The sequence below is a fragment of the Gymnodinialimonas sp. 57CJ19 genome, assembly GCF_038396845.1.
GTDB lineage: Bacteria > Pseudomonadota > Alphaproteobacteria > Rhodobacterales > Rhodobacteraceae > Gymnodinialimonas.
In genome coordinates, this window is record NZ_CP151587.1 from 2,949,690 (window position 1) to 2,967,802 (window position 18,113).

Annotated in this window: 14 protein-coding genes; 2 read left to right on the forward strand and 12 right to left on the reverse strand. The window is 62.1% G+C overall.

What is annotated here, in order from left to right:
- Positions 1–57: 57 nt before the first annotated feature.
- Both prfB and AADW23_RS14450 read right to left on the reverse strand, forming a co-directional pair.
- Complete coding sequence (prfB, locus tag AADW23_RS14445) at positions 58–1,185, reverse strand: peptide chain release factor 2 (RefSeq protein WP_341861643.1); 1,128 nt, start codon at positions 1,183–1,185, stop codon at positions 58–60.
- A 165-nt stretch (positions 1,186–1,350) separates the two neighbouring features.
- Positions 1,351–3,918, reverse strand: coding sequence for a PBP1A family penicillin-binding protein (locus AADW23_RS14450; protein ID WP_341864336.1), 2,568 nt, complete (start codon positions 3,916–3,918; stop codon positions 1,351–1,353).
- Between the two features lie 107 nt (positions 3,919–4,025).
- Between AADW23_RS14450 and AADW23_RS14455 the strand changes: the two genes are divergently transcribed.
- Positions 4,026–4,628, forward strand: a complete 603-nt coding sequence (locus AADW23_RS14455; RefSeq protein WP_341861644.1) for a class I SAM-dependent methyltransferase — start codon at positions 4,026–4,028, stop codon at positions 4,626–4,628.
- Here the strand turns inward: AADW23_RS14455 and AADW23_RS14460 are convergent.
- Positions 4,615–5,820 (reverse strand): N-acetylmuramoyl-L-alanine amidase, encoded by a 1,206-nt coding sequence (locus AADW23_RS14460; RefSeq protein ID WP_341861645.1) that lies wholly within the window; start codon positions 5,818–5,820, stop codon positions 4,615–4,617. The genes AADW23_RS14455 and AADW23_RS14460 overlap by 14 nt on opposite strands.
- A gap of 53 nt (positions 5,821–5,873) precedes the next feature.
- Positions 5,874–7,019, reverse strand: coding sequence for an aminotransferase class I/II-fold pyridoxal phosphate-dependent enzyme (locus AADW23_RS14465; RefSeq protein WP_341861646.1), 1,146 nt, complete (start codon positions 7,017–7,019; stop codon positions 5,874–5,876).
- Positions 7,020–7,134: 115 nt separating this feature from the next.
- On the opposite strand from AADW23_RS14465, the gene AADW23_RS14470 reads away from it, so the two are divergent.
- The gene (locus AADW23_RS14470; protein WP_341861647.1) at positions 7,135–7,887 is read left to right on the forward strand and encodes a DsbA family protein; all 753 of its coding nucleotides are present in this window, start codon (positions 7,135–7,137) and stop codon (positions 7,885–7,887) included.
- A 77-nt stretch (positions 7,888–7,964) separates the two neighbouring features.
- Here the strand turns inward: AADW23_RS14470 and AADW23_RS14475 are convergent, their stop codons facing one another.
- The 8 genes from AADW23_RS14475 to purC form a co-directional block, all read right to left on the reverse strand.
- Complete coding sequence (locus tag AADW23_RS14475; protein ID WP_341861648.1) at positions 7,965–10,622, reverse strand: ribonuclease E/G; 2,658 nt, start codon at positions 10,620–10,622, stop codon at positions 7,965–7,967.
- Between the two features lie 522 nt (positions 10,623–11,144).
- Positions 11,145–12,005, reverse strand: coding sequence for a hypothetical protein (locus AADW23_RS14480; RefSeq protein WP_341861649.1), 861 nt, complete (start codon positions 12,003–12,005; stop codon positions 11,145–11,147).
- A 51-nt stretch (positions 12,006–12,056) separates the two neighbouring features.
- Positions 12,057–12,944 carry a hypothetical protein gene (locus AADW23_RS14485; RefSeq protein WP_341861650.1) on the reverse strand — a complete coding sequence of 296 codons (888 nt, stop codon included), beginning with the start codon at positions 12,942–12,944 and terminating at the stop codon, positions 12,057–12,059.
- Between the two features lie 12 nt (positions 12,945–12,956).
- Positions 12,957–14,273 carry a sigma-54 dependent transcriptional regulator gene (locus AADW23_RS14490; protein WP_341861651.1) on the reverse strand — a complete coding sequence of 439 codons (1,317 nt, stop codon included), beginning with the start codon at positions 14,271–14,273 and terminating at the stop codon, positions 12,957–12,959.
- Positions 14,274–14,563: 290 nt separating this feature from the next.
- Positions 14,564–16,336 carry an ATP-binding protein gene (locus AADW23_RS14495; protein ID WP_341861652.1) on the reverse strand — a complete coding sequence of 591 codons (1,773 nt, stop codon included), beginning with the start codon at positions 16,334–16,336 and terminating at the stop codon, positions 14,564–14,566.
- 45 nt (positions 16,337–16,381) lie between these two features.
- On the reverse strand, positions 16,382–17,050 hold the full coding sequence (purQ, locus tag AADW23_RS14500) for a phosphoribosylformylglycinamidine synthase subunit PurQ (RefSeq protein WP_341861653.1): 669 nt from the start codon (positions 17,048–17,050) through the stop codon (positions 16,382–16,384).
- The gene (purS, locus tag AADW23_RS14505) at positions 17,047–17,280 is read right to left on the reverse strand and encodes a phosphoribosylformylglycinamidine synthase subunit PurS (RefSeq protein ID WP_341861654.1); all 234 of its coding nucleotides are present in this window, start codon (positions 17,278–17,280) and stop codon (positions 17,047–17,049) included. The genes purQ and purS overlap by 4 nt, the downstream gene beginning before the upstream one ends.
- A gap of 61 nt (positions 17,281–17,341) precedes the next feature.
- Positions 17,342–18,103, reverse strand: coding sequence for a phosphoribosylaminoimidazolesuccinocarboxamide synthase (gene purC / locus AADW23_RS14510; protein WP_341861655.1), 762 nt, complete (start codon positions 18,101–18,103; stop codon positions 17,342–17,344).
- Positions 18,104–18,113 lie beyond the last annotated feature (10 nt).

The window sequence follows — 18,113 nt, forward strand, 5'->3', positions numbered from 1 at the left end:
TTCACCTTTTCGTAAATATCGAATCCGACGGCCCGCCCCCCGCGCCGCCGCCAGAAGTCAGTCCCCTGCGTTGGCCTCAGCCCGGCTCTTGCCCGACACATCCATCGCCAGAACGCTCGCCATCAACCCGTCGAGATTACCGTCCAGCACGCCCTGAGTGTCCGATGTCTCAAAGGACGTCCGCAGATCTTTCACCATCTGATACGGCTGCAACACATAGGACCGGATCTGGTTACCCCACCCCGCGTCGCCTGCATTCTCATGGACTTCGTTGACTTTGGCCGAGCGCTTGTCCAACTCGATCTGATAGAGCCGTGACTTCAACGCCTTCATCGCGATATCGCGGTTCTGGTGCTGCGACTTCTCGGACGAGGTCACCACGATCCCTGTCGGATGGTGCGTAATCCGAACCGCCGAATCCGTCGTGTTCACGTGCTGGCCGCCCGCCCCCGATGACCGGTAGGTATCGATCCGGATATCCGAGGGATTAACCTCAATCTCGATGTTGTCATCCACCACGGGGTAAACCTTCACCGATGTGAACGACGTATGCCGCTTGGCCGCGCTATCGAACGGTGAAATCCGCACAAGCCTGTGCACGCCGCTCTCGGACTTCAACCATCCATAGGCGTTGTGACCCGATATCTTGTAAACGGCAGACTTGATCCCGGCCTCATCCCCGGCGCTGAAACTTTGCAGCTCCACATCATATCCCTGCTTTTCAGCCCACCGCGTATACATTCGCGCCAGCATGGAGGCCCAATCACAGCTTTCCGTGCCGCCCGCGCCCGAGTTGATCTCCAGAAAGGTGTCATTGCTATCAGCTTCGCCATCCAGCAAGGCTTCCAGCTCTTTCGCGGCGGCGTCTTCAACCAGCGCCGCCAAGGCCGCCTCGGCCTCGGCCACGACTTCCGCGTCGCCTTCCATCTCGCCCAATTCGATCAGCTCGGCGTTGTCTTCCACCCCGCGCTTGATCGCCTCGTACTGCTTGATCTTATCGACCAGAACCTGCCGGTCACGCATCAACTTCTGCGCTTTCTCGGGATCGTTCCAAAGGTCCGGGTCCTCAACGCGGGCGTTGAATTCCTCCAGACGAAAGGGCGCCGTCTCGATGTCCATACGCTGGCCCAAAAGGGTCAACGAGTTTTGGATCTTTTCAATGTTTGCGGTGGTCTCGGCGCGCATGGGAGTGCCTCTCAGAAATGCTCATGCAGGGATAGACCAGCGCCGCGCAACCCTCAAGGCGCTGATCACCTTGAAACGGAAAACCAACATCACCGCCAGCGCATCCAAAGCCTTGCAAGGCTTTGGACAGACTTTTGCAAAAGTCTGTCTGGGCAGCGGGTGCCGTCAGTACAATCCACCGGAGCTGAGCGTGCCGAAACCGGTGTTTGTCGGCACGCGGGCCGTATCCCCGTCGGAGGTTTCCACCAAGGTGCCTTGGCCCCCGCCCCCGCCGCTGCCGTCATCCTGAGTGAACATCGGGATGTCCGAGGACATCGCCCACCCGCCGTCGATCACTGACAACAGCCCCGCATACGGCTCTTCACCGGCGCGGAACAACTCATACACCACGTTGTTGCCCTGGGCCCCGTCCGGCAGGCGTGCGCCCGAGAAACGGTCGATGGGGAAGAACTGCCCCCCTTCCGGCACCGGGAAATCGCCCGAGCCATATTCCTCGATCGCTTCCAGCATGAAGCGTTGGAACACCGGCCCACACATGCCGCCGCCCGACGCGCCGCGCCCCAGGCTTTCGGGTTGGTCGTAGCCAATGTAGCAGCCCGCCACGATGTTGGAGGTGAAGCCCACAAACCACACGTCACGGGCGTCGTTGGTGGTACCTGTCTTACCCGCTGTGGGGACTGGAAGGTTTACCGAGGACGACGCCGTGCCGCGATCGACCACGCCGCGCATCATCGAGGTCAACTGATAGGCCGTGATCGGGTCAATGACCCGCTCCCGCGTGGAGACGATCCGGGGCGCAACGCCGGGATCAAGGGATGCCACGTCACAATCCGGGCACAGCCGCTGGTCGTGGCGATAGACCGTTTCACCATAGCGGTTCTGGATCCGGTCCACCAACGTCGGCTCTACCCGCTCGCCGCCATTGGCGAACATCGCATAGGCCGCAACCATGCGGAACAAGGTGGTTTCCTGCGACCCGAGGGAATTGGCAAGGAAGGGCTGCATTTCGTCGTAGACGCCGAAGCGTTCCGCATAGCGCGCAACGGTCTCCATGCCTACGTCCTGAGCCAAACGCACCGTCATGAGGTTCCTTGACCGCTCAATCCCGGTGCGCAGGGGCGACGGACCGTAAAACTGCCGCGACGCATTCTGGGGCCGCCAAATACCTTCGCCGGTCTCCACCTCGATGGGGGCGTCGATGACGATGGTGTTGGGGCTATAGCCGGAATCGAGCGCTGCCGCATAAACGAAAGGTTTGAAGCTCGAGCCCGGCTGACGCGTTGCCTGGGTGGCGCGGTTGAACGAGGAATATTGATACGAGAACCCGCCCTGCATCGCCAGAACCCGGCCCGTATGCACATCCATCGCCATGAAACCGCCTTGCACTTCGGGGATCTGGCGCAGGGTCCAGCGGATGAAACTGCCGTCGCTATCGCTGGTCATGCGGCGCACGTGCACCACGTCGCCCACGGACAGCAGATCGCCCGCGACCCGTGCTGTGTTACCGCGCGACCCGTCCTCGCGCAGGGGCCGTGCCCATGTCACGTCGTTGGCGGGGATGAAGTGGCCGTCTTCGTCGTCTTCCACACCCTCAATGCCGATCCGCGCCGAGCTCTCGCCGACCTCCAGCACCACGGCGGCAAACCAGCCGTCCACGTCACGGGCGATTTGAGCACCGGACAGAGCCTCGCGCCACGTCGCCTCATCCTCCAGAAGCGAGGGGTCAATCGTGTCCGTCGCCCCGCGCCAGGTGCCCAGATTGCGGTCATATTGCTCCAACGCGCGCCGCAGTGAGGCTTCGGCGACCTCTTGCAGCCCCTCATCCATGGTGGAGCGCACGGCATAGCCGCCGGAAAAGAACTCGTCCGCGCCAAATTCCGCGCTGAGTTGGCGGCGGATTTCATCGGTGAAGTAGTTCCGCGGCGGACGGGTCAGGCGGTAAGCCTCAATATGGCCGCCTTGGACGGTTTCCAGCGCGCTGGCCTGCGCGGCCTCCATCTCATCACGGGTAATGTAGCCGTTCTCATACATCTCTCGCAGCACATAATCGCGGCGGTTGATTGCGCGTTCATAATCATCGACCGGGTGGAACCGCGACGGGGCTTGGGGCAAAGCCGCCAGGTAGGCGACCTGTTCCAGCGTCAGATCTTCCAGCGTCGCGTTGAAATAGGTCTGCGCCGCAGCCGCCACGCCGTAAGAATTCTGACCGAGGAAAATCTCGTTCAGGTACAGCTCCAGGATGCGGTCCTTGGACAGGGTGCGTTCAATCCGGGCGGCCAGAATGATCTCTCGTACCTTCCGTTCCACGGTGCGGGAGCCATCGAGAAGGAAGTTCTTCATCACCTGCTGCGTGATGGTGGAGGCGCCGCGCACGTCCTGCCCACGCGAGCGCACGGCATCGACGAAAGCCGCCACAATGGCGCGGGGATCATAGCCTGAGTGATTGTAGAAATTGCGATCTTCTGCCGAGACAAAGGCGAAAGACACCAGGTCGGGGATTTCTTCCGCCGGGGTGAACAGACGCCGTTCGGTGGCAAATTCATCCACGATCATGCCTTGGCGCGAATAGATGCGGCTGATGGTGGGGGGCGAATATCGGGCCAGGGTCTCATGATCCGGCAGGCCGCGCGAATACATGAAGATCAGCCCGCCCAAGCCAAGCGCGGCAAAGACAAGCCCAAGGGTCACGGCACTAAAGATCGCGCCGAAAAATCCGATAATGAATCGCATGATGAGCCTGCTTCCCCAAGAGTGGCTATGGTATACAGCGCGCAGGCGCGGCGGTCAAAAGCATGTGCGCGAGTTTTCGCCGTGAAAACAAGTCACAATTAGGGGATAACATGGGGCCGGAAGACATATTGGCAACCTATGGCGTCGAAGCAGCCCAATGGGCGCGGCAACGAAGCCAAGACCTGTGGGAACGCCCCGCGCTAGAGGCCTGCGTGGCAGAGCGCCCTGCCCCCTTGCGCGTGCTGGACCTTGGATGCGGTGCGGGCCAGCCGATTGCGCAGTGGTTTGTGACGCAGGGCCATGACGTGACGGGCGTGGATGGCGTGGCCGAGATGCTGGCGGAATGCGCCACACGGGTGCCAGAGATGCGGCGCGTGATGGCCGATATGCGCGGGCTGGATTTGGCGGAGCGGTTCGACATCATTCTGGCGTTCAACAGTTTTTTCCACCTGTCGATGGTGGATCAGCGGGCGATGTTTCCCACCTTCGCCGCCCATGCCGCCGACGATGCGCGACTGCTATTCACCTCAGGTCCCGACGCGGGAGAGGCCATGGGGACCGTTGGCACCAGCCCGGTCTACCACGCCAGCCTTGCGCCCGATGAATACCGGGCGCTGCTGGCAGAGAATGGGTTTGAGGTGATCTGGTTCCGCCCCGAAGATGCGGCGTTGCGTGGCCATTCCGTGTGGTTGGCGCGGTCTACTGGCGTCTGAGCGCCTCTGCCGCGGCGTCTGCCTCGCTCCACGCAATCACGGCGCCGGTAATCGCCGCCTGCATCCGAGCCCGCCATTGCGGATCGAGGATATTTTGCAGATCGCCGCCCTCGCTTAAAAACCCGATTTCCAGCAGCACCGCCGGGAAATCCGCCGCTTTCAGGACCGAGAATGCACCCTCACTGCGGGGGTGCGCGTGCAGGTCCAACCCCGTTGTTTCAATGGCTTGCACAAGGATATCGGCGAAGGCGCGGCTGCGCGGCGCGGTCTCGATCCGGGCGAGGTCCAGCAAAAGACCAACAACCTCATCATCGGCCCCGCTCAGGTCCACCCCTTGCAGCAGATCGGCGCGGTCGTGCTGCTCGGCCAGTGCGGCGGTGGCGGCGTCTGTGGCCTCGTCCGACAGGGTGTAGATGGTTGCCCCCTGGGCGCGGCCCTCGGCGATGGCGTCGGCGTGGATCGAGATGAACAAATCCGCCCCCGCCGCGCGGGCAAGGGTGACACGGGTGGGCAGCGGCACGAACACATCGGCGTCGCGGGTCATGGCGACCTCAATCCGCCCGGTGCGGCGCATCACTTCGCGTAATTCTCGGGCGAAGGACAGGATCAACTCCGCCTCTGAATGGCCTTCCCGAAGCGCACCTGGATCAACGCCGCCGTGGCCGGGATCAAGCATCACCACAAGCGTGTCATCGTCCTGGGGCACGGCTTGGGTCACAACGGGCAGCAACACCGCATCAAGGCCCGGAGGGGCCCCGGCGCTGGCCGCGAAACTATCTGCATCTGAAGGGGATAGCGTAAGGGAAACAATAGCTTCGCCGGTAAGCTCATCGGTATCCATCGCAGCGACGTCCAGCGATTGCGGGGCGTTCAGCGACAGGACGATGCGCGACCAACCGGGGCTGGACGCGCCGCCCATGGCCACGCTTTCGACCAGACGCGCATCGTTGAAATCCTCGGGCAAGGCGCTGAAATCGACGGTGCGGAAATCCATCACCACCCGCATCGGATCATCCAGCGTGAACACCCGGAACGGCACCGCTTGGCTCAGTACCAAGCGCAGCTCGGTCCCGCGGCGGTTCCCTTCCAGCGACGAGTCTTCGGGCAAAGCCCGCGCCGAGGCGCTGAGGGTTTGGGCCGAAACGGGACCCGCAAGACACAGAAATAGGGCAATCAGAAATGCTCGGACCACGGGGTTATCCCTTTGCATGTTTGGGCCACATTAGCGGATCAGATACGGCGGTCCTAGAGGCTGTTGAAGAAGGCCGTCAGACGGGCGACGCCTTCCTCGATATCCTCGGTCGCGCGGGCATAGCTGAAGCGCAATGTCCCTGCCCCGCGCTGCTTGTCGAAGTCGAGCCCCGGCGTCACGGCGACGCCTGCGCGGTCAAGGATTTGCGCGGCGAAGGCGCGGGCGTCATCGGTCAGGTGGCTGACATCGGCATAGACGTAGAACGCCCCATCGGCAGGCGCAGTGTTGGATAGGCCCGCCGCCTTCAGCCCGTCTTGCAAGATCGTGCGGTTGCGCGTGTAGATGTCGCGGTGCTGGTCCAACTCGGCCCGACCCTCAGGCGAAAGGGCGCCCAGTGCGGCGACCTGAGCGGCGTGGGATGGGCAGATGAACATGTTCTGAGCCAGCCGTTCGATCGTGCGGATATGGTCGGGGGGCACGACCATCCAGCCAAGCCGCCATCCGGTCATCGAGAAATACTTGGAGAAAGAGTTAATGACGTACACGTCGTCGGTGACTTCAAGGGCACTGACGGCGCGGGAATCATATTGCAGGCCGTGGTAAATCTCATCTGAAATCAGCGAGATATCCTGTTCCGCGCAGGCATTGGTTAACGCCGTTAACTCGGGCTTGAACAGCATTGTGCCCGTCGGGTTGGCGGGGCTGGCAACGATCAGGCCATCCAGGCTGGGGTCCAGGTGGTCCGGCGTCGGCTGATAGCGCGTGTCGGCATGGGTTTGCAGCCCCACGGGGTTCAGCGACAGCGCGGTGAGGATTTGGCGATAGCTGGGGTAGCAGGGCTCCCCCAGGGCGACCCGCGCCCCGGCATCAAACAGCGCCGTAAAGGCGAGGATGAACGCCCCCGACGCGCCCGCCGTCAGCACCACACGGGCCGGGTCCAGATCAATGCCGTACCATTCATCATATAGCGCCGCGATGCCTGCGCGCAGATCGGGCCGCCCCAAGGCCACGGTATAGCCCAAAGGCCCCGCAGCCATTTCCGTCGCCAACCTGTCGCGCGCCGCTTTCGGGGCGCCGGTGCCCGGTTGGCCGACCTCCATATGGATAATGTGGCGTCCGGCTTCTTCCGCCGCACGGGCCTGCTCCATCACGTCCATCACGATGAACGGATCTACATGGGATCGGGTCGATTGGCGCATGGGCGGCTCCTTTTTGCTCACGAAGGTGTGAGACCACCCAATGGCGCATTCGTCAATGGCGGCGCGGCTGTGATGTGCTAGACCGTGCAAAAGGATTTATCGAGCGGAGAGCTTTATGAAACGACTGATGATGAGCGTGGCCGCTCTGGCCTTTCTGGCAGGCCCCGTGGTCGCCACCGATATTGGCGACATGACAGAAGCTGAGCGCCAGACCTTCCGCGAAGAAGTGCGCCAGTATTTGCTGACCAACCCCGAGGTTCTGATGGAGGCCATCGCGGTGCTGGAAGAACGCCAGGCCGCCGATGAGGCCGCCGCACAAGAGGTCGCCGTGGCCGATAACGCACCGGCGATCTTCGGGTCGGCGTTTGACCATGTGGGCGGTAACCTTGAAGGCGACGTCGTGATCGTCGAGTTCATTGATTACCGGTGCGGCTACTGCCGCCGCGCCCATCCCGAGGTGAATGAACTGGTCGAAACCGATGGCAACATCCGCATCATCACCAAGGAATTCCCCATCTTGGGCGAGCAATCGGTGCTGGCGTCGCGCTTCGCCATCGCCACGCGCATCGCTTTGGGCGGCGAGGCCTATGAGCAGATCAGCGATGGTTTGATGGCGATGCGCTCAGATGTGACAGAGCTGGCCTTGGCGCGTCTGGCGGACGATTTGGGCCTTGATAGCGAAGCGATCTTCGCGGCGATCGACGACCCGATCGTGCAGTCCACCATTGATGCAAACTACGCATTAGGGCAGCGGATGGGGATTACCGGCACGCCGTCGTTCGTGTTTGGGGATCAGTTGGTGCAGGGCTATGTGCCGCTGGCGAATATGCAAGATATCGTGGCGATTATCCGCGACACGGCGGGCTGACAGGTTTTACGAACCTCGTTGAAGAAAAGGGCGCCCGGTGAGGCGCCCTTTTTGTTGTCTGGAAAAGGTCGTGCGGGTTAGCCGCGCGACCACCAACCGCGCCGTTTGGGCTTGGCGGGGGCCTCTGCCACAGGTTCCGGTGTGACAGCGGCCTCGGCCATGGCTGGCTCGGGCGTTTCTTCTGCCACGGGTTCCGGGGCAGGCTCTGGCTCAGCTTCGGGCGCGGCTTCCGGCTCGGGGGCGGGTTCAACCTCTGCAACCGGGGTTGCTTCCGGTTGCGCCTCGGGTGCGGCCTGCGGCTCCGGTGCGGCTTCGGCTTCAGGCTGCGCTTCGGGGGCGGCTTCGGCTACCGGTTCTGCGGCTGGCTCTGGGCGCGTTTCCGCAGCGGGTTCGGCCTCTGCGGAGGCATCAGCGTTGCTGCCTTCGGCTTCTGCGCCTTCGGTTGTCGTTTCAGAAGATTTGCGGCCACGGCCCCCACGGCGCGAACGGCGACGCTTTTTGGGCTGCTCTTCGCCTTCGGGCTTGGCTTCGCCATCCCCCTCGGACTGCGCCTCGGCGGGAGCGTCGGCTGACGCCTCCGCGGCACCCTCCTCCGTGCCCTGCGGGCCGTCCTCGGCGTTTTCAGCCGTCTCGTCGCCGTTGCGACGACGGCCCCGGCCACCGCGACGCCGACGGCGCTTTTTCTTCGGCTGCTCGTCGTCGGCACGGACTTCCTCGGGCGCTTCCACGGCGTCATCGGACTCGTCGGCGACATCTTCGTCAATGTCATCCATCAACGCGGCATCCATCGAGACAACAGGTACCTCGGCGGTGATCTTGCGGGTGGCTGTCTTGAACTTCTCGAGCTTGAAATCCGGCACGACAAGGCTTGCGTCCGCCTCGATGCGGATCGCCATGCCGGTTCGCGCTTCGATGCTGTCGAGGTAGTCACGCTTGAAGTTGATCAGGTAGTTCACGATGCCCACGGGTGCGGTCAGCAGGACTTCTTTCGAGCGGCCGCGGGTGCTTTCCTCTTCCAACTGGCGCAGGATCGACAGCGCCAGAGAGTCATCCGAACGCACCAGACCGGTGCCGTGGCAATGGTGGCAGGCCTGCGTTGTGGCCTCCAACATGCCGGGGCGCAGACGTTGGCGCGACATCTCCATCAGGCCAAAGGTCGAGATGCGGCCCACCTGAATGCGGGCGCGATCCGTCTTCAGTTTGTCCTTGATGCGCTTTTCAACGGCGTTGTTGTTGCGGCGCTCGTCCATGTCGATGAAGTCGATCACGATCAGGCCGGCAAGGTCGCGCAGACGCACCTGACGCGCCACTTCTTCAGCGGCCTCCAGGTTGGTCTTCGTCGCCGTATCCTCGATGCTGCCTTCCTTGGTGGACCGGCCCGAGTTCACGTCGATGGCGACCAGCGCTTCGGTGATGTTGATCACGATGTAACCGCCGGATTTCAGCTGCACCGTCGGGTTGAACATGTCCGACAGGTAGCTTTCCACCTTGTACTTCGCGAACAGCGGCACGCCGCCGGAGTGGCGTTTCACCTTCTTGGCGTGGGACGGCATGATCATCCGCATGAAGTCCTTGGCGTGGCGGTAGCCTGCCTCGCCTTCAACAATCACCTCGTCGATGTCGCGGTTGTAGAGGTCGCGGATCGTACGGTGGATCAGGTCGCCTTCCTGGTAGATCGGCGCGGGCGCGATGGACTTGAGCGTCAGCTCGCGGATCTGTTCCCACTGGCGTTGCAGGTATTCGTAATCGCGCTTGATCTCGGACCGGGTGCGCTGGCTGCCTGCCGTGCGCACGATCAGGCCCGCGCCTTGCGGCACGTCGAGCGCGGTGGCGATATCCTTCAGTTTCTTGCGGTCGGCGGCGTTGGTGATCTTGCGAGAAATGCCACCCCCACGCGCCGTGTTGGGCATCAGAACGCAATAGCGACCGGCGAGGCTCAGGTAAGTCGTCAGCGCCGCACCTTTGTTGCCACGCTCTTCCTTGACCACCTGCACCAGCATGATCTGGCGGACCTTGATGACCTCCTGGATCTTGTACTTCTTCGGGCGCGGTTTGCGGATCGGGCGGATGTCTTCTTCCGCGTCATCGTCGGCCACGGTTTCCGTGTCGGTATCATCGTCGTCGCTGTCAGCATCGTTGGAGGCATCGGCGTCGGCGGTGTCTTCGGTTGCGTCATCATCGGCAGGCGCCGCATCGGTGGCGTCGTCGTCGGCTGGTTCTTCAACGGGGGTCTCTTTCACCAGTTCCATTGGTGACAGACCCTCGACCGAAGCTTCCGCTTCGGGGTTATCGGCAGCGTCGAGATCAACCACATCCATGCCGGAAGGCGTTCCGGTGGTCACCGCATCGGTGCCGGTCTCTTCCGCCTTGGTGTCCGAGCGACGGCGACGACGGCGGCGCTTGGGCTTGGAGGATTCCTCCTCCTCCTCCTTCGCTTGCTGCTCGGCGTAGGCGCGTTCTTCGGCCAGCAGAGCTTCACGGTCCGCGATCGGGATCTGGTAGTAATCAGGGTGAATTTCCGAGAAGGCGAGGAAACCGTGCCGGTTTCCGCCGTAGTCGATAAAGGCTGCCTGCAACGAGGGTTCAACCCGCGTTACCTTTGCCAAATAAATATTACCTGCGAGCTGCCGCTTGTTTAGTGACTCAAAGTCAAATTCATCGACCTTGGTTCCATCTGCCACCACAACGCGGGTTTCTTCCGCGTGGGTGGCATCGATGAGCATTGTTTTTGCCATGATATCCTTGCTCGTGACAGCCCCGCGCGTCTGCACGGGGCATAGCCCTGGCAGGTCGCAAATGAGGTATCACGTTGTGCTGTTAGAACGATGGATCTGGCGGCACGAGAGAAACGACCACAAGCGGCCAGTAGCCGCTTCGAGTGTTCCAGATCTGTGCCGAGGCCATACATCGCTGCTGTCTCCGGGTGGTCAAACCGCGATGTGGTCTGCCATCCAATCAAGCCTGCCCTTTTGTCATGGGACCGGCGGTTAAAAACGGCCCAAAGCGCGTCGCCGCGCATCTGGGCCAAGTGACCTGCGCCCCCTGTTGGTGCGGCGTCATCGCGCGGCACAAACTACAAGGAGGCAGAGAACCTGTTGCTGACGAATAGGTCAGTCGTGTCACATTAAGGGCCCGGAGAGTGAAAAGACAATGGGGAAACGGAATTGCATTCATCTATTCCGCAATTTGCCCTTAAAAGTGCAATCTATGTCGCCCTTATCGTCAGTGCGCCCGCCCGCCAGATCGGCACACGGCAATCACGGGTGCGCCAGTAGGCTGTTGGGACCACAGTAATAATCGTAACTGAACGCGGCACGATCCTCGGGCGCGCCTGCCTGCTGGCATAAAATGTGATTCCAAACTCTTTCCCGCTGCGCGAATTGCGGGTACGGGCTATCGTCCACCGAGAACGGCCAATAGATAAACGCCCGCAAAGGGTGCCACGGCGTCACGCTGCGCAGGATCGGTTCGGGTGGCAGGGTAGTGAAGGGATCGCTCCAGCCTTGAAATACCACAAGGTTCACTTGCGCGTGCCGGAGCAAATCATCGGGCAGGTGCAGCATGTCCGGCGCGTAACTGCGCAGATAGGCATTATCGTCCATGATCACGAGGTCGAAGGGGGGAATTTCATTCTCGGGGATGTCATGCCTTTCGGGAAAGCGGGCACCGCCCAGATCCTCTACCGGATCGCCAAGGGTGTAGCGCTGGATTGCCTCACGCGGTTGCAAAGTCTCGAACACACGATGCGGCGCGGGACTCGCGCGTTCCGGCGATGTGGTCGAAAGGACGTAGACGTTGGCATCAACGCCCAATTGCACCAGCCGCTCTCCAAAGCCGCCGCCCAAGTCTATCACCAGAATATTGCGCCCGGTCAGCTCAACGGTGTCCGGCAGAAGGTTCACCGCATCAATCGCGCGGCGGTCTGCAAGCCCCGCAACGCGGTCGATGATCGGTGGGATCACGCACCACGCCACCACAGCGGCGAGCAGACCAATCCCCAAGGCACGAAACCCCTTGGCGATCAGCAAAAGCGCGACGCCACAAATAACAAGGAGGATCAGCGTGTAGCCGCCGTAGATCACGGCAAAGGCCACGCCCATTGCATTTCCACCTTCCATCAGTGCCTCCGATCTATGCGCCTGCCCGTTAAGGAAACGCTAGGGAAATCCTCAGGGGATATCAACGCATTGCGCCTGTCGCGCTGGTCCGGCTCCGGCGCATAGAAACGTGGCGGCGGCGCGGGTGTTCAGGCTGTTCCATTGGCTTTGACCCGGCCCATAACGGTGGTCATATGTCCGGTCCCCTAACAACGCAAAAGGAATGCCCGGCGCGGTCGCGCGGTGGCGGGTGACCTCGAACCGGGTGAACAGGGGCGCAGTGGTGGTCACGTCAAAAGCGGTGGGATCATCGACAGCATAGATCGCATATTCCGTGAAAATCGTGTCGAACGGGTACAGGCCGAAGACATCCGAGACCTCGGGCAAGGCCGCGTCACGCAAGCCTGCCGACAGATAACCGCCCTCAAACACCACATAGTCGATCCGCTCCGGCGTGGCCGAGATCAGCGCCGTCCCCTCCCCCGGCCAGGTCTGCAACGGCCCCGCGAAGGTGCGGATATCACGGTACAACAGGTCCACCGTCTGGCCCTCGGGCAAGCTCAGATCAAGGCTGCGGTCAAAGCCGAAGTAAACGCCCTGGGCCCCCGCAAAGGCGGCCACATTCCGACACAGATCCGAGCAATCGACAGGGTGATAGCGCCCCGACATGCCCAGAAACAACACGGTTTGCCCGCGCAAATCCAATGGCGCGTCGGTGACCTCCTGCGCTTGGATCTCGGCCAATTGCGCGTCAAATACGCGGTCATCGAACAGCGCCGGCCCGAAGAATGCGGCCAATACCAAGACAGCCGCCCCAAGGCCCGCCCAGGGGTTCCATTTGGCAATCATCCACGCGCCGAATTGCAGGAAGAAGACCAGTCCGAAGACCCACCCCCCCACCAGCGCCAGCGCGACGGAGCCGCCAAGCCACGCGGCCACGGTCTTTTGTTGCGTTGTCACTGCAGGACCGTCCTAGAGGTAATCCGACCGGCTGAGCCCGTACTTCGCCATCTTCTCGTTCAACGTCCGGCGTGGCAGGCAGAGTTCCTCCATCACGCTGGCGATCGAGCCGCGATGGCGGCGCATGGTGTTGTCGATCAACATCCTCTCGAAAGCTTCCACGTATTCCTTCAGGGGCTTGCCTTCCCCCAACGCTTGCGGCGCGATCTGGGTGTTGTCGGACATCAGAAGCGACGCGATGGAGCCCGACCCGCGACGTTGCTGCAAGATCGCCCGTTCCGCGATGTTTATGAGCTGGCGCACGTTGCCGGGCCAAGGGGCCTGCAACAATTGCGCTGCCTCTTGGGCCGTGACCTGCGGCGCGTCGGTGCCGTATTCTTCGCTGAATTGCTCTCCGAAACGGGTGAACAGCGTCAGGATATCCTCTCCGCGCTGGCGCAAGGGCGGCAGGTCGATGCGCATGGCGGCAAGACGGTAGAACAGATCAGGCCGCAAGGCGCCTTCGCACTGGTCCGGTTCAGGCGCGTTGCAGATGGCCACGATACGGGTTTCCGCCGGCGTGCCTTGGTCGTTGATAAAGGTCAAAAGCCGGGCTTGCAGGGCTTGGGATAGCGCCTCTACGTCTTCCAGAACCAGCGTACCGCCACGGGCTTGCTCCACCAGTGGCTTGTCCTGATCCTCGCCCACCGGACCAAAGAGCATCGCAGACAGCTCTTCTTCCTCGTGAGCCGCACAAGAGAGCACCACAAAATGTTTGCCCGCCCGGGGGCCGACCGCGTGCAGGGCGTGCGCCACCAGCGTCTTGCCGGTCCCCGTCTCACCGGTGATCAGCACATGGCCGTCGGCTTGACCGAGATCGAGGATATCTTCGCGCAACCGTTCCATCACCGGGCTGGAGCCGATCAGCTTGCGCATCAAAACGGTGCCGTCAGACAGTTCCCGCCGCAACGCACGATTATCCAGCGTCAGGCGACGCTGCTGCCCTGCCCGCTTGGCAAGGTCAGTCATGCGGTCGGGATTGAACGGCTTTTCAAGGAAATCATAGGCGCCGATGCGCATCGCCTCCACCGCCATGGGCACATCGCCGTGACCGGTGATAAGGATCACCGGAATGCCGCTATCCACCCCCATCAGCCGTTTCAGGAACGCCATACCGTCCATGCCGGGCATCTTCACATCCGTGACGACCACGCCCGGAAAATCCGAGCCGATGGCCTTCAGCGCCTCTTCCGCGCTGGCATAGGTTTCGGTGTCGAACCCCGACAGGGCCAGCCATTGGCTGATCGACTGCCGCATGTCCTGCTCATCATCTACAATAGCGATCTTCATAGAGAAGGGTCCTTTTCCATTGGCCTACCGCGCTTCGCGATACTTGAGGCCGGTATTTCCATTGGCCTACCGCGCTTCGCGCTGCTTGAGGCCGGTATTTCATTGGCCCACCGCGCGTCGCGCTGCTTGAGGCCGGTATTTCATTGGCCTACCGCGCGTCGCGCTGCTTGAGGCCGGTATTTCATTGGCCTACCGCGCGTCGCGCTGCTTGAGGCCGGTATTTCATTGGCCTACCGCGCGTCGCGCTGCTTGAGGCCGGGCATGCCCAACACTTCCACGTTCCAGCCCCGCTATTCCGCCGCCGTGCCCTGTTCCTCTGCCACCGCCAACGCTGGCAAGCGTACCTCGAACACCGCGCCCGATCTTTCCCCATTGCGCGCCGACAAGCGCCCGCCGAGGTCTTTTACAATACCAGATGAGATCGCCAGCCCAAGGCCCACCCCCTCACCGGGTTTCTTGGTGGTGTAGAACGGCTCGAACAAAGCATCCAGATCATCAATGCCCGGACCACTATCACGGACCGTCAAAACGACCTCATCGCCCTGCGCGATGATCAGGTCGATCTCTTTCTCCTCCGCTCCGCCCATGGCGTCCAGCGCGTTGCGCAAGAGGTTGATAAAGACCTGCTCCAACCGCAACCGATCGGCCATGACCATCGCCGGTTTGCGTGGCAGACTTTGGGTGATGTGCACCGTGTCGCTGCGCAATTGCGGCTCCATCATCGTGATCGCGCCTTTCAACGCGTCGCGCATATCGACAGGCTCCAACGCGTCGCCCCCCTTGCGGGCATAGGATTTGAGCTGCCGGGTGATCGCGCCCATGCGCTCGATCAGGTCGTCGATACGCTGGAAGCTGGAGGCGGCTTCTTCCGTGCGTTTGCGCTGCAACAACAACCGGGCGCCCGCGAGGTAGGTTTTCATTGCCGCCAGCGGCTGGTTCAACTCGTGCGATACGGCGGCAGACATCTCGCCCAAGGCGGCCAGCTTTTGCGATTGCTGAAGGCTCAACTCCGCCTCTTCCAGCGTTCGCTCAACCCTTTGACGCTCGGCGATTTCTCGCTGTAGCCGGACGTTGAGGCGGCGCAACTCCGCCGACTCTCGCGCCAAAACAGCCGTCTGCAACCGGGCCCGGCGGCTCAGCACGTAAAACGCGCCCGCCAACAGCAGGGCGAATCCCATGATCTCCAGCGCCAGAACGCCGTTCACCCGCTCCCTCACCGAGGTGTAGGCGGTGTAGCTGACGATCCGCCATCCCCGGAACGGGATGCGCGACTCCAACCGGATCGTGGCAGAGCCGAAGAAGTTGGGGCTCGGGTCGCCAAAGGCCCAGTCCCCTGCCCCCTCCAAGGCGCGCTGGATGGCGGTGGGCGGGATACGCAGAGCCATCGCCTCGGCCTCGGTCCGGCCGCGCCATCGCGACTCGGTCGACAGAATAATCTCGCCTTGGGAATTGGCCAGGAACACCGCCTCGGAGGCGCCGCGCCAGCGATCCACCAGGCGGGCCAGGTCGATCTCCACCAAGATCACCCCAAGCAGGCCATCGCCGTTTTCGATCCGGCGCGAGAAGGTGAAATCGAAGCGCCCGGTTTCGGGTTCATTGGACGTAAACACAGTATTGGGAGAGCGCGTAGCCTCCACAAAAAATGGGTCATTGTTGCGCCGTTCCGCGATCCTTGCCCGGTCCGTGGCCGCCACAACCCGACCCGCCCGGTCCAGAAGCAGGATCGAGGCCGCGCCGATATCTTCCACATAAGAGATCAGATATTGCGAGGTCTGCGTGTAGTCGTTCGCCTCCAAGGACCGGATCAGCGACGGGTCACGGCTCAGCAAAAGCGGGACGACCTGGTGGCGGCGAATTTCCGACAGGACCGAGCCCGAATAGATCGCCAGGCGCACTTCCGCCCGGTTGCGCGTGGTCTCGGTGAACCGCTCTGTCAGCCAGATGTTCGAGATCCAGATGACCGCAATCGCGCCGCCCAGAAACAGCAGGATCAGCGCCCGCAAGACCCAGGGGCGCCGGATGCTCCGCCGTGGCGGCGTGGTGGGTCGGTCAGCAAGGCTCATGGTACTAGCCTATGCCGCGCCACCGGTTGCCTCAAGAGCCGCCGCTCAGGCCGTCACTAAAGACGCCGCCAGCGAGGCGAATAGCGCCACGCCATCGGTGCCGCCATGGGCCTCATCCACCGCCCGCTCAGGGTGGGGCATCATGCCCAGAACCCGACGATTGGCGCTGAGGACGCCGGCGATATCGGCGCGCGACCCGTTGGGATTGTCGCCATAGGTGAACGCCACGCGATCTTCCCCCTGCAATGCCGCAAGGCCCGCGTCGTCGATCTGGTAGTTGCCATCGTGATGGGCCACCGGAATGCTGATCCGGTCGCCAAGACCATAGCCGTCAGTGAAGGGCGATGCGGTGCTGGCAACGGTCAAAAGCTCGGACCGGCAAACAAACTTGATACCGCTGTTGCGCATCAGGACACCCGGCAAAAGCTGCGTTTCGCACAGGACCTGGAACCCGTTGCACACCCCCAGAACGTGGCCGCCCTTGCCCGCAAAGGCCGAGACCGCCGCCATGATCGGCGATTGCGCCGCAATGGCCCCGCAGCGCAGGTAATCGCCGTAGGAAAATCCGCCCGGAATGCCGACGACATCAATGCCTGAAGGCAGCGCCGTCTCCTTGTGCCAGACCATTTCCACCTCGAAGCCCGCTTGGCGAAACCCCACGGCCAGATCACGGTCGCAATTCGAGCCGGGAAAGACGAGGACCGCCGCCTTCACTGGCCCATCTCCACCCGGTAGCTCTCGATCACCGTATTGGCGAGCAGCTTTTCGCACATCTCTCCAACCTGTGCTTCCGTCGTGCCCTCGGCCAGTTCCAGCTCGATCACCTTCCCCTGACGCACGCCGCTCACGCCCTCAAACCCCATCGAGCCAAGCGCCGATTGAACCGCCGCCCCCTGTGGGTCCAACACGCCCTGCTTCAACATCACAGTCACAACGGCTTTCATCGCACCCGCTCCTTCATCTTTTCATAAATATCGAATCCGACCTCCGCCCCAAAGGCAAAGGTCAGTTGATTAATGTCGGCTTTGTCGCTCCAGAGGAGCCCTGAGGCATGATCCCAAGGCGCCGTGCCACTTCCGTGTAAGCATCGGCCAGATCGCCCAGATCGCGCCGGAACACGTCTTTGTCCAACTTCCGGCCTGTCTCGATGTCCCATAGCCGGCAGCTGTCGGGGCTGATCTCATCGGCCACGATCAGACGCATGAAATCGCCGTCATAGATGCGGCCAATCTCGATCTTGAAGTCCACCAACTTGATACCGACGCCCAACATCAGGCCGCTCATGAAATCATTCACCCGCAACGCGAGCGACACCATGTCGTCCAGATCCTGCTGTGCGGCCCACCCGAAAGCGATGATATGCTCCTCGCTGACAATCGGATCGTTCAGGTCGTCATTCTTGTAATAAAACTCAACAATCGGGCGGGGCATCTGCGTGCCTTCCTCGATCCCGAGACGGGGACAGATCGAGCCCGCCGCCACGTTGCGCACCACCACTTCCAACGGCACGATTTCAACGGCGCGGATCAATTGCTCGCGCATGTTGAGGCGTTTGATGAAATGGGTCGGCACACCAATGTTGCCGAGGCCGGTCATGAAGAATTCCGATAGACGGTTGTTCAGCACGCCCTTGCCGTCAATGATATCGCGCTTCTCGCCGTTGCCAGCGGTGGCGTCATCCTTGAAATACTGTACCAACGTGCCGGGCTCAGGTCCCTCATAAAGGGTTTTTGCCTTGCCTTCATAGACCAGCTTACGGCGTGCCATGCGCGTCATC

Excerpts from the sequence above, each read along its gene's own strand:
- prfB (WP_341861643.1), bottom strand. The coding sequence starts at position 1,185 with ATGCGCGCCGAGACCACCGCAAACATTGAAAAGATCCAAAACTCGTTG.
- AADW23_RS14495 (WP_341861652.1), bottom strand. The coding sequence starts at position 16,336 with ATGAGCCTTGCTGACCGACCCACCACGCCGCCACGGCGGAGCATCCGG.
- purS (WP_341861654.1), bottom strand. The coding sequence starts at position 17,280 with ATGAAAGCCGTTGTGACTGTGATGTTGAAGCAGGGCGTGTTGGACCCA.
- AADW23_RS14490 (WP_341861651.1), bottom strand. The coding sequence starts at position 14,273 with ATGAAGATCGCTATTGTAGATGATGAGCAGGACATGCGGCAGTCGATC.
- AADW23_RS14455 (WP_341861644.1), top strand. The coding sequence starts at position 4,026 with ATGGGGCCGGAAGACATATTGGCAACCTATGGCGTCGAAGCAGCCCAA.
- AADW23_RS14480 (WP_341861649.1), bottom strand. The coding sequence starts at position 12,005 with ATGGAAGGTGGAAATGCAATGGGCGTGGCCTTTGCCGTGATCTACGGC.
- AADW23_RS14475 (WP_341861648.1), bottom strand. The coding sequence starts at position 10,622 with ATGGCAAAAACAATGCTCATCGATGCCACCCACGCGGAAGAAACCCGC.
- purC (WP_341861655.1), bottom strand. The coding sequence starts at position 18,103 with ATGGCACGCCGTAAGCTGGTCTATGAAGGCAAGGCAAAAACCCTTTAT.
- AADW23_RS14470 (WP_341861647.1), top strand. The coding sequence starts at position 7,135 with ATGAAACGACTGATGATGAGCGTGGCCGCTCTGGCCTTTCTGGCAGGC.
- AADW23_RS14465 (WP_341861646.1), bottom strand. The coding sequence starts at position 7,019 with ATGCGCCAATCGACCCGATCCCATGTAGATCCGTTCATCGTGATGGAC.